The organism is Maribacter sp. UBA3344 (assembly GCF_002362375.1).
Classification (GTDB): Bacteria; Bacteroidota; Bacteroidia; order Flavobacteriales; family Flavobacteriaceae; genus Maribacter; species Maribacter dokdonensis.
On sequence record NZ_DERI01000016.1, the window covers coordinates 18232 to 30989 of the forward strand.

Annotated in this window: 11 protein-coding genes; 5 read left to right on the plus strand and 6 right to left on the minus strand. The window is 35.8% G+C overall.

Translation table 11 applies throughout. From position 1 onward, the window contains the following. Positions 1-43 precede the first annotated feature (43 nt). Entirely contained in the window at positions 44-508 is a 465-nt protein-coding gene (locus B2Z27_RS11075; RefSeq protein WP_286813703.1) for an Lrp/AsnC family transcriptional regulator, read from the plus strand. Positions 509-564: 56 nt separating this feature from the next. On the opposite strand, the gene B2Z27_RS11080 is transcribed toward B2Z27_RS11075, so the two are convergent. Next, on the minus strand, positions 565-1134 hold the full coding sequence (locus tag B2Z27_RS11080) for a DUF4136 domain-containing protein (protein WP_286813704.1): 570 nt from the start codon (positions 1132-1134) through the stop codon (positions 565-567). A 75-nt stretch (positions 1135-1209) separates the two neighbouring features. Further along, positions 1210-1368, minus strand: coding sequence for a DUF5522 domain-containing protein (locus B2Z27_RS11085; protein WP_167342570.1), 159 nt, complete (start codon positions 1366-1368; stop codon positions 1210-1212). 197 nt (positions 1369-1565) lie between these two features. Here B2Z27_RS11085 and B2Z27_RS11090 point away from each other — a divergent pair, with 197 nt between their 5' ends. Genes B2Z27_RS11090 through hemL form a run of 4 tightly spaced genes read left to right on the plus strand, consistent with a single transcriptional unit; the run spans position 1566 to position 4934 of the window. Next, positions 1566-1895, plus strand: coding sequence for a hypothetical protein (locus tag B2Z27_RS11090; protein ID WP_058105230.1), 330 nt, complete (start codon positions 1566-1568; stop codon positions 1893-1895). Between the two features lie 21 nt (positions 1896-1916). Further along, positions 1917-2813 (plus strand): 1-aminocyclopropane-1-carboxylate deaminase/D-cysteine desulfhydrase, encoded by an 897-nt coding sequence (locus B2Z27_RS11095; protein WP_414673392.1) that lies wholly within the window; start codon positions 1917-1919, stop codon positions 2811-2813. Next, complete coding sequence (locus B2Z27_RS11100) at positions 2810-3634, plus strand: glucosaminidase domain-containing protein (protein WP_286813706.1); 825 nt, start codon at positions 2810-2812, stop codon at positions 3632-3634. The genes B2Z27_RS11095 and B2Z27_RS11100 overlap by 4 nt, the downstream gene beginning before the upstream one ends. A gap of 19 nt (positions 3635-3653) precedes the next feature. Further along, positions 3654-4934 carry a glutamate-1-semialdehyde 2,1-aminomutase gene (gene hemL, locus B2Z27_RS11105; protein ID WP_286813707.1) on the plus strand — a complete coding sequence of 427 codons (1281 nt, stop codon included), beginning with the start codon at positions 3654-3656 and terminating at the stop codon, positions 4932-4934. 61 nt (positions 4935-4995) lie between these two features. Here hemL and B2Z27_RS11110 read toward each other — a convergent pair whose 3' ends face one another. The 4 genes from B2Z27_RS11110 to B2Z27_RS11125 all read right to left on the minus strand — a co-directional run bounded on the left by B2Z27_RS11110 (position 4996) and on the right by B2Z27_RS11125 (position 12626). Further along, positions 4996-8925: a DUF2194 domain-containing protein gene (locus B2Z27_RS11110; protein ID WP_286813708.1), complete on the minus strand. Its 3930-nt coding sequence runs from the start codon at positions 8923-8925 to the stop codon at positions 4996-4998. A gap of 240 nt (positions 8926-9165) precedes the next feature. After that, positions 9166-9615 carry a hypothetical protein gene (locus B2Z27_RS11115; protein ID WP_091608843.1) on the minus strand — a complete coding sequence of 150 codons (450 nt, stop codon included), beginning with the start codon at positions 9613-9615 and terminating at the stop codon, positions 9166-9168. Positions 9616-9776: 161 nt separating this feature from the next. Continuing rightward, positions 9777-9956 (minus strand): hypothetical protein, encoded by a 180-nt coding sequence (locus B2Z27_RS11120; protein ID WP_139254354.1) that lies wholly within the window; start codon positions 9954-9956, stop codon positions 9777-9779. Between the two features lie 180 nt (positions 9957-10136). Then, a complete protein-coding gene (locus B2Z27_RS11125) occupies positions 10137-12626 on the minus strand; it encodes a zinc-dependent metalloprotease (protein WP_286813709.1) in 2490 nt (829 codons plus the stop codon). Positions 12627-12758 lie beyond the last annotated feature (132 nt).

Here is a 12758-nt window from a genome sequence, read left to right on the forward strand (position 1 = left end):
TTTATAGGGTTCTCGAGGGACCATTAATCAGGAAAATATTTTGATGGAAAAATTAGATTTTATAGATAGGGAGATATTAAAGATTTTGCAGAAAGATGCAAAAATTGGTGTCAAGGCAATTGCAGAGCAACTTGGAATGACAAAAACCCCAGTATATGAACGTATTAAACGTCTTGAGCATGATGGGTTTATAAAGAACTATGTAGCTATTTTGGATAAGGACAAAATTGAGGATAGCATAACGGTTTTTAGCTTTGTTTCTTTAGAGGCTCAAAAAGGCGCAATGATGGATGATTTTTTTGAGCAGGTAAAAAAGTATCCTGAAGTGGTAGAATGCTTTGTAGTTGGTGGCGAGTTTGATTTTCTCCTTAAAGTTGTAGTGGCCAACCTTGATGCTTATTATAATTTCGCAAAATTTAAGATAGCTTCTTTACCAAGTATTGGTGGTGTTAAGAGCGCTTTTGTTTTAAATGAGGTAAAGAACGATACGCATTTTCCATTATTGTAAATAAAAAAGGCTTGCAGATGATTTCATCTGCAAGCCTTTTTTATAATATGTGTTTATTATTTCATTGCAACCGCATTAGGTGGGTATTGCTCTAGAATTTGAGATACAAATTCTCTAATTCGTTCTTCTTTTTTGGCAATATTCTTGGTGTTGGATAGTGTTCCCACACCTTTACCTTGCCATACCAGTTCGTTTGTATTGTTATCTATTAGGTCAATATAAAGAGAACCCTGTGTGCTGGCACTTACGCTAGTGCCGCCCCAGCCAAAACCAGGTCCCCAAGCCCATGGGTTGTAACCCCATCCCCAGGCACCGCCCCAACCGTAGTTGTTATTATAAACATCAACGCGTTCTTGCTCTTTGGTAAAAATACTGACCAATAAATCTGGCTTTTCAGATTTTACGAAACCTCTAGAGCTCATTTCGGTTTCAATAGCGCGTAGAATTCGTTTTTTGTCCAAGTCGGATATTTGTGCTTTGTCTATTCCTGTTTTATAAAATGCATATGTTTTATAACCATTAAAATCAGCTTTCTGGTCATAATCTGAAAGTACGCTTACAGATGAACAGGAGGTAATAAAAACTAAAAGAATTAGCGGTAAGCCAAGTAGTTTGATGTTTTTCATAACGTTATATATTTTAAGTACTTAATTTTCTCTAGTTGAAATAATCACAAATATCATGCCGAGCTATGTTAAAACTTATTGGGTATTTGTTTTTGGATCATAACCATAAGGACAATGTCTACAACCGCTTTCACAACAATAACCTCGCTTAAGATGATATTGTTTGGTAAAGACCCTATAACCGTTCTCAGACCAGTAAAAATCTCCCTCCTCGATAGGAATTATTTTCTTCATCGTAAAACATACTATTTAGGAATATAAAGTTACTTCTTTATGTTGATAACCTTGTTGTGTAATCTGTTCAAGTTATATACATAAGTACTTTAGCCCTATTTTAACCATTAATCGGTTTTGTTGGCAATAAAAACTGGTAATTTTTAGTTGAACTATTTTTGGCTTTATCTTTGTAATAGTATTACCAAAGTAATTCTATGATTCTGGTATTTAGACATTTCTTCTATAAAAATTATGTGGGTCTTTCACTTTGGCCTTTCATATTTCTAAAAAATGGAAGTTTAAAAAATGATGATGTACTTATAAATCACGAGAAAATTCATTTGCGTCAGCAGCAAGAATTATTGATCCTACCTTTTTATATACTTTACCTTACAGAGTGGGCAATTAGAGCCGTTTGTTATTTGGATACCTATAAAGCTTATCAAAATCTCAGCTTTGAGAGAGAAGCTTACATGCATGAAAATGATATGGATTATTTGTCCAATCGCAAAACCTTTAGCTTTATTAAATATCTTTGGCGTTAAAAATCGCCCTTCTTGCATAGCATCAATCAACTTGTTGAACTTCCCTTATTCGCTGAAAAGAATGTTACAGTAGTACTAAAGCGCGAAGATCTACTACATCCGTTTATATCTGGTAATAAATTTAGAAAGCTCAAGTATAATATATTGGCTGCCCAAGCGGAAGGTAAGAACACGTTATTGACTTTTGGCGGGGCATTTTCCAATCATATTGCCGCGACAGCTTACGCCGCAAGAGAAAAGGGATTTAATGCTATTGGAATTATTCGTGGTCAAGAGCTGGAACATACTTGGCGGCAAAATGCAACTTTACATAAAGCCCATGAAGATGGCATGCAATTCAAATTTATCAGTAGAGAAGAATATAGACAAAAAGAAGATTCAAAGTTTATTGACCTATTAAGAAGGGAGTTTGGGGATTTTTATCTTGTGCCGGAAGGAGGTACGAATAGTTTGGCGATAAAAGGGTGTGAAGAAATTTTAACCAAAGAAGATGAACTATTCAATTGTGTTTGTGCTAGTGTGGGTACTGGTGGTACTGTGTCTGGGTTGATCAATGCTTCTTTTGCTAAGCAGCAAATCATTGGTTTTTCAGCATTAAAAGGAGCTTTTTTGAAGTCTGAAATAGAGAAGTTGGTACAGAAAGATAATTGGCAAATAAATGATGATTTTCATTTTGGCGGCTATGCTAAAATAACGGAAGAATTGGTAAAGTTCATCAATGAGTTTAAAGCAAAAACGCAAATTCCTTTAGATCCCGTTTATACCGGAAAAATGATGTTTGGGTTGTGTCAAATGATCCAGCATGATACTTTTGTGCCAGGATCAAAAATTTTGGCAATTCATACTGGTGGTCTGCAAGGTATTACTGGTATGAATAGTATACTGAAAAAGAAAAATTTACCTTTGTTGCATATATGAAAAAGATAATTTTATTGATTTTGTTGGTGGGCGTGGCGCTTACTTCATGTAAATCGAAAAAAAGATATTCGGATCAATTACGAACCAAGAATGTTCAAAATGAGCGAAGAAACGCTAAAGCGGATAGTCCTAATAAAGGGGAAAAGGCAGATTTGCCTGCTGAGCCTTCAAAATTTATTAGGTTTAAAATAGACTCACCAACCGAATACATAGAAACTTTTGCTGAAACTGCCCAATTAGAAATGATGGGGTATGGTATACCGGCAAGTATTACTTTGGCGCAGGGATTATTGGAGAGCGGTAATGGTAAAGGAGAATTGGCTATGAAAACCAACAATCATTTTGGTATTAAATGCCACAAAGGGTGGGAAGGTGATTACGATTTTCATGATGACGATGAAAAAGGGGAATGTTTTAGAAAATACAATCATCCTATGTATTCCTTTAGAGACCATAGTATATTTTTAACAACGAGGTCCAGGTATGCGTTCTTGTTCAATTTGAGACATACAGACTATAAAGGTTGGGCAAGGGGTTTGCGTAAAGCTGGTTATGCCACAGATCCAAAGTATCCGCAGAAATTAATTTATTTAATAGAGAAGTATGATCTGCATAAGTATGACAAGCAAATAAAAAAGGCTGGTTATACTGATAATACGGTGGTGGTTACTGGTGCGGACAATATTCATACGGTACAAAAAGGAGATACCCTGTACTCTTTGTCCAAAAAATATTATTTAAGTGTAGATGAGTTAATGCAGTTGAATAATCTGCGTAGCTCTGATCTGTCAATTGGACAGCCACTTAAAGTCAAAAAGTAGTAAAAAATCAATAGAGCATATGATTTATCAAAGAAGTAGTGCCTTGTTTGCAGAGGCAAAGAAATATATACCTGGTGGCGTAAATTCACCTGTAAGAGCATTTAAAGCAGTTGGTGGTGATCCAATATTCGTAAAAAAAGCAAAAGGAGCTTATTTGTATGATGAAGATGGTAATAAGCTTATAGACTACATAGCATCATGGGGCCCTTTAATTTTAGGTCATGCCCATGAGCCTGTAATTAATGCAGTGGTTGAAAAGGCTAAGAACGGAACTTCGTTTGGTATGCCTACGGAAATTGAGACAGAGCTGGCGAAATTGGCTATATCAATGGTGCCCAATATGGATAAGATCAGGTTTGTCAATAGTGGAACAGAAGCTTGTATGAGTGCTGTGCGTTTGGCAAGAGGCTTTACCGGTAGAGAAAAAATAATAAAATTTGCCGGATGTTACCACGGACATTCAGATTCGTTTTTGATTCAAGCGGGTAGTGGCGCGGTTACCTTTGGTAGTCCCAATAGTCCGGGTGTAACACAGGGTACGGCAAAAGATACGTTGTTGGCGGTTTATAATGATTTGAGCAGTGTAAAGGAGTTGGTAAAAGCCAATAAAGGAGAACTGGCAGCAATTATTATAGAGCCTATAGCAGGTAATATGGGTTGTATAATACCTACGGAAGAATTTATTCAAGGACTTCGTGAAATCTGTACTCAAGAAGGAATTTTATTGATTTTTGATGAAGTTATGACAGGCTTTCGTCTAGCGAAAGGTGGGGCTCAAGAAGTACTTGGTATAAAAGCGGATATAGTCACTTACGGAAAAGTAATCGGTGGTGGATTACCTGTAGGGGCCTTTGCTGCAAGAACGGAGATAATGGATTATCTGGCTCCTGACGGACCCGTTTATCAAGCTGGTACTTTAAGTGGTAATCCTCTTGCCATGAGTGCCGGATTGGCAATGTTGACAGAATTGAACAATAACCCTGGGGTATTTAAAAGTCTTGCCGATAAAACCGAATACTTACATAAGGGCATTGCAGAGGTATTGAAAGAAAAGAATGTTGACCATCAAATTAACCGATATGGTAGTATGATTTCCGTTCATTTTACCAATGAACCAGTAGTGGACTTTACTTCATCTGCCAAGGGCAATAATGAAACGTTTAAAAAGTATTTTCACGGTATGTTGAATAAGGGTATTTACTTGCCCCCAAGTGCTTTTGAAAGCTATTTTTTAAATGATGCTTTAAGTTACGAAGATTTAGATGCAACTATCAATGCGTTAAAAGAAATAGAATTATAAGTAGAACAATTATATTGTAAATTGGTAATTAAAAAAAGCCCTGTTTTCAGGGCTTTCTTTATTATTTGAAATTATACTGAATACCCAGCTGAACGGTGTTAGAGAAAAACCGGTCAATAGTAAAATAGGAGTAATTTAAATGTACGGTTGTAAAATTCTTGATTCTATAAGATAGTTTACCTTCATAACGCTGAAAGCTATCTTCTTCCTGCTCGGCAAAAAGTGAAAAGTCGCTTTGCCAATTAAAATCTGAATCTTCGTTACCAATGGTGAATTGTAATCCTCCACCGGCATAAAGTCTATCTTCGGTAAGCCAGTAAGGAAAACCATCTCTTCTCTCTTCAGAGCCAACACCGTAAGCACCTTCTATTAATGGACCAAATTTAAATTTGTCCAAATTCAGCAAATTATACTCTACTTTGGTGCCACCTATAGCGTAGTATTGACTATCAGTGTAGTAATCTGCTTTTACATAAAATTGGTGATCTAGGTTAGATGAGTATTCAAACTCCTGTGCTGCTTTTACCTGAATATCGTAAATGTTTAATTCGTAACCCGGTCCTGTAGTAACGGGGTGTACTTTTAAAGCTAATGATGATGTACTATTGTCACCAATAAAATCTATACCGGTATTAAAATGAAAGAATACCTTATTAAAATTATCTAATTCTACTTTGGCGCCGACGGAAAAAGGATTCTTCTCATTGGACTCTGTTTTATATTGATAGGCAACACCTAGTAAATCTCTATCAATATCATTAGGAACTATAGTGTCCTTAAGAACTGAATATGCGGTACCTTGAACAATTGAGAATTTATGAAAGTCGAGTTTTGTATTATAAAAACCAAAATGGAAGGCATTATTGAATAAGGTTGGGTTAAATTCATCTGCAATAGCAGATGAGGTAAGTCCTATGGAGTGCCCTTTCTTTTTTCTAGCTTCAATTTCAGATTTTTTTACAATAGCGTCATCCATTAAAACTTTGTACTTGCTTACATATAAAGATTGCTTTTCGTTAGTTTCAGATTTTACCTCATTGTTGAATGCAATTTTAAAATCGGGATCAATTTTATTCTGTGGTATGCTCAAGGCTATTTTACCTGCACCATCTACATCACCCTTTAGTAACAATAATTTCACCATGTGGTTCATGGTATTATAATCCCTAGGATTCTTTTCTATATGTTTGGCATATACTTGTTTTAAATACCGGCCATTGGCGTATTCAAGATTCCAATCTAAAATATGTTTAATAGCAATGGTATTGGTACACGTGCTCCAATCTAAAGCTTTCTGGTATTGTGAGTATTGCGCAAATAAAAGAGCAATGTTCTTTGATAGTCTAATTAAATCTGGTCTACAGGGCTCTATTTCTTGGGCTTCCTCTAAGGCTTTGTCTGGATCATTGACCAGTAGATATCTTAGATAGTACTCAAAGTCTGTAAATTTCTTACTTGCAATGGTCTTTGTTTTTTCTTTCCATTCCTTAACCACTTCTGGAGAAATATTCCCACATTTTTGCCAAAGTTCTGCCTTGTCAAAATTAAGTTTCTCTGCATATGCTTCACTAATTGAAGTGGCCAGATCTTTATTGGATATGCTACAAGGTTCTATCTCATCTAGTTTCTGTAGCAAATCATCTTTGTTGGATTTTACCAAAAAATCATAGTATGTATGTTGGTTCTCATCAGTTGGTTCTAAAGAATATAGAACGCTAAGAACTTGTTCTATAATTTCGGTATTGTCTTCGGTATTGAAATTTTGATAATATTCTTTAAGAAGGGCGGGGTCATTTTGTCCCCATTCCATCTGTCTCTCTATCCACATTTTTTTAATGGTAGGTGTTGGGTAATTACTGACAATACTAATGTCCCTAGAAAAACCTGCATAAGAACTTGATGGGTTTTTTTGGTATAGTTGGTCTAATTGTGACCAAAGCTCTTCGGTTTTGCCCTGAGCCTCCATACCTTCTGCATAAGTAACTATTTCTTGGCTGTTAATGAATTTATTATTGTCAAATAGTTTTTCCATTAAGTTTGTTGCCTCTTTGGTTTTTTCTTCAACCACCAATCTGTTGATTTTTTTCTTTAAAGGTACCATGGTTTGCTTACTCCGGTTATAAGCTTTATAATCGTTATTTGTATTGGTGATTAAAGTTGAGGTTGTACCAATTAATGTTCTAATTTCTGGTCGTATATCTGGTACACTTAAATTTGGGGACTTTGTTTTAATGCTATATAGAAAACCATTTAAAAATGGGGTTGCGCTAAATTCTGTCTGGTCAAAGAATAATTTTTCATGTACTTTGACATTGTTATGTTCGCTAACGTACATTAACCAATAAGAGTCTTTATTGGCATCTGAGTTTAAGGAACTAGAGACTTCATACTGACCTTCATAACTTAAATGGCGAATACTTTGATAGCGCCAATCCATAACTGCCTCTGTAGATTTTTTAGCGGTTAAGAATTGCATTTGGGGGTGTCTATTCTTGTAGTCTGCAATATGATTTTTAAGTGAATTGATTGCATTGTCGGCATTTCCCATTTCAACGGCATCTTCAGTACTTAAGGCGTGAGACCAAATTCCTGTATATAGATAGGTAGACTCTATAGCCCATAATTCTTTATCTGAAATGGTATAACCGCTACTTAAACGTGGATAATCAAAAAATCTATTGTTCAATGGGTCTGGGTCAAACTCCCTATTACCACCTTTATACAAATCTCCTAAGAAAGAGGTATGAACAAAGTTTAAACTAGGAAAACCTTTTTTTAATGATATTAGTCCTAAACTATCAATTTTATTATTTGGTGCCACATATGATGTGGGTAAGGACTTGGATATATTTTCTTCCCATTTTTTCTCAGACGCCTTAATATTTTCAAGAATTAAATCAGTGTCTTGCCATAATTCTTTGGACAATGAAAGATCGTTATAGCCTCTAAAACCTAGTTCATGTCCACGGTTGGTAAACTCGTTGGTCATCCATTTATTGGTGCCATCTTCATTTTTACCATCCAGTAGCCCAGTCTGGTCCCAACTTTTAAAGTTAGCCTCACCGGTGTTCTTGTCATCGGCATTAAAGGTTACATATGCAGAGAATTTTATATCTTCTTCTTGGGAAAACTTTTTCATTTTAGGCCACCAATCTTTTTTTAAGAACTCAGATTTTCCCTCTCCATTTTTTAAGGTTATGGCTTTACCATTTTCGTCATAAACAGCCGATGGAAAATCATCAAGAAAAAGCGTTCCAATATTTGCAATTGGGTAAGGTATGCCCTCAAGTCCAAGCAAACTGGCTGAAAATAACAATCCCCTCATTTCTTTTTTAAGTACTTGAGATGAATTGTACAGGATGACCTTACCATTGCCAATTTGATTTTCAACTAAAACAGGGTAATTATTATCATTATATGCAGATACCAGTACATTAACGTTACTGGAGAAATTGGAAGTATTGAAACCTAAATGGGTTGTTTCATTATCAAAGCCGCGACCTTGCATACCTGGAAACAAAGGTTTGTTAAAGAACAGGCCCGAAGCTACTTTGTTCGTAGACCAATCAGCCCCAGGGGTCATGCCAAAAAAATAAGACATACGTTCATCTTTTGCTGCTTTGGTAATCAATAAGGTTCCACCTTTAGAAACGAATTTTAAGAGACTGTCAATGGCAACGGTACTTAAACCTGCAGTTTCATGAACGGTAACGACCCTTGTGGTTGGAGCAATATTCAACTTTTCGTTAAATTGATTTACCCATAACGTTTTGTGTGCAATTTTAGAATAGTCAAAAGCCTTTGCCAAGTTTTCAGTTTCTAAAATAGCGCTATAATTTGTTGGCTCTATTAAAAACTGAACCAAAGGCTCCTCTGTACTTTTTTCCGGAATATTAAATTTGTTATTAGACTTGTAAAGTTCTTGTTGGCAACCGGTTAAAAGAGTAAAGGTTATAAGTAGAGATAAATAACCTATTTTTTTTGCTATCATGGTTTGGTGTCTTAAAATCTAAATTGAGACGCATGTTGCTGTCTTCAATTTGAAGATTCTAAGTACAAGCATAAAGGTGTTAGCTTAAAATTTATTGGTCAAATATGCAATTTCATCCATGAATGTATGGTTTAAGGGTTTAGCCTTGGTTTATAAGGTGTTTTGGAAAGTTTGAGATATCGATTAAATGCAAAAAAGACCTGCCGAAAGCAAGTCTTTTTTTTGAGTTTGTATAAGCATCTATTGTCTGGCAGAGCGTTTTCCTTTTCTACCTTCATTGTTTTTACCTCGCATTTTTCGTCTATGGTCCATTTTTTCCCATTTTTCATATTGCTCGTCATCAAGTATAGATTTCATTTGCTCTTTTCTGGCAATCTGATGGTCTAAGCGCTCATTTTGCATAGCGTACTTTTCTTCTGCGGTCAATACTTTTTTACCTTCCTCTTTTTGGGCTTTTCTCTCTTCCATTTTTGTTTTTCGAGCAGTGGCATCTTCAGTAAGTATTGCTTTGATTTTTCCTTGTTGAGATTCATTAAGATCTAAGGCCAAAGTCATTTTTTTGGTCTGAATAGTTGCTACTTGTTCAGGAGTCAAATCTTTCATGTCACCTCTTTTTCCTTTTCTTTGGTGATCTTGTGCCGTTGCAGTTATGCCTGCCATAATCAATATGGCCATTACTAATTTTTTCATGTTTATTTTTTTATGTATTTGTTACTTTGACATGAAATTTTCAATTAGGTTTAAGCGTAATTTAATTTTTAATAGTTTTTTAACGGAAAAAGATAAATTATGACAATTAAAAAGCGCGGCTTTTGGGCCGCGCTTTTAAGTAGGTATGTTTTTTAAATTTTTTAATTGGTCTGTGTTCGTCCTTCCATCGTTTTGTATGGATTAATAACGATGTCAGCCTCTTGTTCGTAGGTGTTTGTTACAATATCTTCTTTAACGGTATCATTTGTGTTCTGGTGATAAACAACAGAAGCACAGATAAAACATGCTAGGTAGATAAGACTTTTTACTTTATTGGTCATGATTTGGGGGTTTAAATTCTTTACTAATCTAAAAAAGATAAACGCATGAAAAAGCCCATTGTTGTGTAATGGGCTTTTTTTGATGTCTAGAATATTTAAAATGTGGTTAACACATTTCATTCATCGATGATATTGGTTTTTCATCGATAACGTTGAAATCTTGACCACAATTACATGCAATTATTTAGGGTCTAAAATATCGTTAATACGCTCAGAAACATCGTCGTAATGATATTTTGTCATCAAGTCAGAGGTTCTGTTACGTGCGTTTCTAATATCGCGCTTCAAAATATTCAATTCGGCTCTCGCAATGGTTCGAATATCAGATTGACTGGTGTTGACAACTGTTGATTTTCTGTAGCCACCAAAATCCGAAGCCTTGGCTTGATTTTCTGCAGTCAACAAATATGCTAAACGGTCAATATGGGCTTTTTGTAGGTTCCTTCTATAGGTATCTACCGTTTTGCCACTCCTTGTTTCAGACCATATACCTTTTCTTAATTCGCTCATCATTTGGGCAAGGGAATAAGCTTCGGACTTATCCATTGTTTCATTTTCTATCAACCTTGCCATTTTGCCTAAGCTTAATATATTATTTAATGTACGTACTTGCATAGCCCGCATTTGTTCTAAAAAGCCAGAGTACTCTGTACGCTCCAAAATATCTTGGTCTAGCATCCACATTGGAGTATTAAATAACTGTTCTTGAAGAAAAGCCATGGCTCTTTGCTGGCGTTCTTTAGGTACGGCGGTATAAACGGCGCCATCTTGGTCATAGGTTTTGTGGTGCTCATATACGCCCCCAATATTATTGGAAACATGGCCCATATATCTATTGAACTGAGCGAATATTTGACCATAAAGTTTATCAAGGTCTTCATAGTTCTTACCATCTTCTGCTGTCCACTCTATGAGTTTGGGAACAATTCTTTTTAAATTGGCAATACCGTATTCACTAGCTTTCATAGCGTCATCTCCCAAATCTTCGGTCTGTGAACTTGGGTCAACTATATCACCTACTTGTTGGTGACCAAAGCGGTAAAGAGGGTCACCTGCATGTTTTAAGATCCACTGGTCCAAAATAGCTTTTTCCTCTTCTGCTGTAGTGTTTAAAATTGGTTTGTATCCCCATTGAATGGCATATTTATCATATACCCCAATATCTGGCATTAAGGCAACACCTTCATCGCCAGGTTGCGCAATGTAGTTAAAACGGGCATAATCCATTATTGATGGTGCCGTACCATATTTTTTGGTAAACGTCTTAGAACGAAGGGAGTCTACAGGGTATGCAACACTACTGCCCATATTATGTGGAAGCCCAAGCGTGTGACCAACTTCATGTGATGATACAAATCTAATTAAGCGACCCATAACTTCATCATCAAAAGATACACCTCTGGCAGCAGGATTGATAGCTGCTGTTTGTACAAAGTACCAGTTTCTCAATAAGGTCATTACATTATGGTACCAATTAATATCAGATTCTAATATTTCACCACTGCGGGGATCGCTAACATGCGGACCATTGGCATTTGGTATAGGCGATGCTAAATAACGCACCACTGAATAACGCACATCTTCAGGAGACCATTCTGGATCTTCCTCAACTGTAGGTGGTTCTTTTGCAATAATGGCGTTCTTAAAACCTGCAGCTTCAAAAGCGGTTTGCCAATCTTCAATACCTTGCTTAATAAAAGGTACCCATTTTCTAGGTGTAGCCCTATCTACATAGTATACAATTTGCTTTTTTGGTTCAACTAGTTCGCCATTTTTGAATTTCTCTATATCCTCATCTTTAACCTCTAAGCGCCATCTATCTAAAAACTTGATCGTTTTGCTCTCTTGAGCATCTAGACCATAATCTACTTGACCACGTGCAAACCAACCTACACGCTCATCAAAATATCTGCGTTTCATAGGTTCTTCAGGTAATAGTACCATAGAGTTGTTGATTTCCACAGAAATTGAACCTAAGGTAGAATTACTAGGTGGGTTGCTCGCCAAATACGTTTTCACATGGCGTACTTCAACATTTAATGGGTAACTCTTAATGGATTCTATATACCCTCTGCCTTCATCTAAACGAGATACTTTATATCTTTTGCGATATCTATCTGGCATACCAAAAGCTTTGGTGTCCTTCGTGAAAATATCGTTTACTTCGATTACGGTTGTAGGGTTGATCGAGTCTTTCTGAATAGCTTTAATATCGAAAGAGAATAAAACCGGTTCAAAGTTTGAATTTACAACGGCTTCATGTACCGGTAAAGAATCTGCGGCAACAACATCATGGGATACTACACGAAGTAGTACTTTTTTATCTTTCTTTTCCCAGCGAAGTACTTGGGTGTTTATTTTTCCACCACCAAAACCAATGCCCGATGCAGTTTTGGAAATACGACTTACCATCAGCATTTCTTTATTAAATAGGGAATCTGGAATTTCAAAATAGTGATTTTCATCTACTACGTGGGTAGTAAATAGACCTGCATCACTTTTGGCATCTTTTGTTATAACCTTGTTATAAGGTTGAATTTTATCTTTAGAAGGCTTGTTAGCTTCTTGTTCCGTGTTTTTCTTTTTCTTTTTGAAGATTTGGGCGTCAGCATTCTGGTAGCCAAAAACACACAGTAATAGTAATAATTTTACAAGTAATTTTCTTTTCATTTGTGAGTTAGTTAGGTAATCTTTCAAAGATTGAAATAATATCTGTAACAAATAGTTAATAATTTCTTAAGCCTATTTGTAACAATCATGATCAATAGGCGTCTTTTAAATAGGAATAAACATTTTTTCATT

Excerpts from the sequence above, each read along its gene's own strand:
- B2Z27_RS11120 (WP_139254354.1), bottom strand. The coding sequence starts at position 9,956 with ATGACCAATAAAGTAAAAAGTCTTATCTACCTAGCATGTTTTATCTGT.
- B2Z27_RS11110 (WP_286813708.1), bottom strand. The coding sequence starts at position 8,925 with ATGATAGCAAAAAAAATAGGTTATTTATCTCTACTTATAACCTTTACT.
- B2Z27_RS11080 (WP_286813704.1), bottom strand. The coding sequence starts at position 1,134 with ATGAAAAACATCAAACTACTTGGCTTACCGCTAATTCTTTTAGTTTTT.
- B2Z27_RS11100 (WP_286813706.1), top strand. The coding sequence starts at position 2,810 with ATGAAAAAGATAATTTTATTGATTTTGTTGGTGGGCGTGGCGCTTACT.
- B2Z27_RS11075 (WP_286813703.1), top strand. The coding sequence starts at position 44 with ATGGAAAAATTAGATTTTATAGATAGGGAGATATTAAAGATTTTGCAG.
- B2Z27_RS11090 (WP_058105230.1), top strand. The coding sequence starts at position 1,566 with ATGATTCTGGTATTTAGACATTTCTTCTATAAAAATTATGTGGGTCTT.
- B2Z27_RS11115 (WP_091608843.1), bottom strand. The coding sequence starts at position 9,615 with ATGAAAAAATTAGTAATGGCCATATTGATTATGGCAGGCATAACTGCA.
- hemL (WP_286813707.1), top strand. The coding sequence starts at position 3,654 with ATGATTTATCAAAGAAGTAGTGCCTTGTTTGCAGAGGCAAAGAAATAT.
- B2Z27_RS11125 (WP_286813709.1), bottom strand. The coding sequence starts at position 12,626 with ATGAAAAGAAAATTACTTGTAAAATTATTACTATTACTGTGTGTTTTT.
- B2Z27_RS11085 (WP_167342570.1), bottom strand. The coding sequence starts at position 1,368 with ATGAAGAAAATAATTCCTATCGAGGAGGGAGATTTTTACTGGTCTGAG.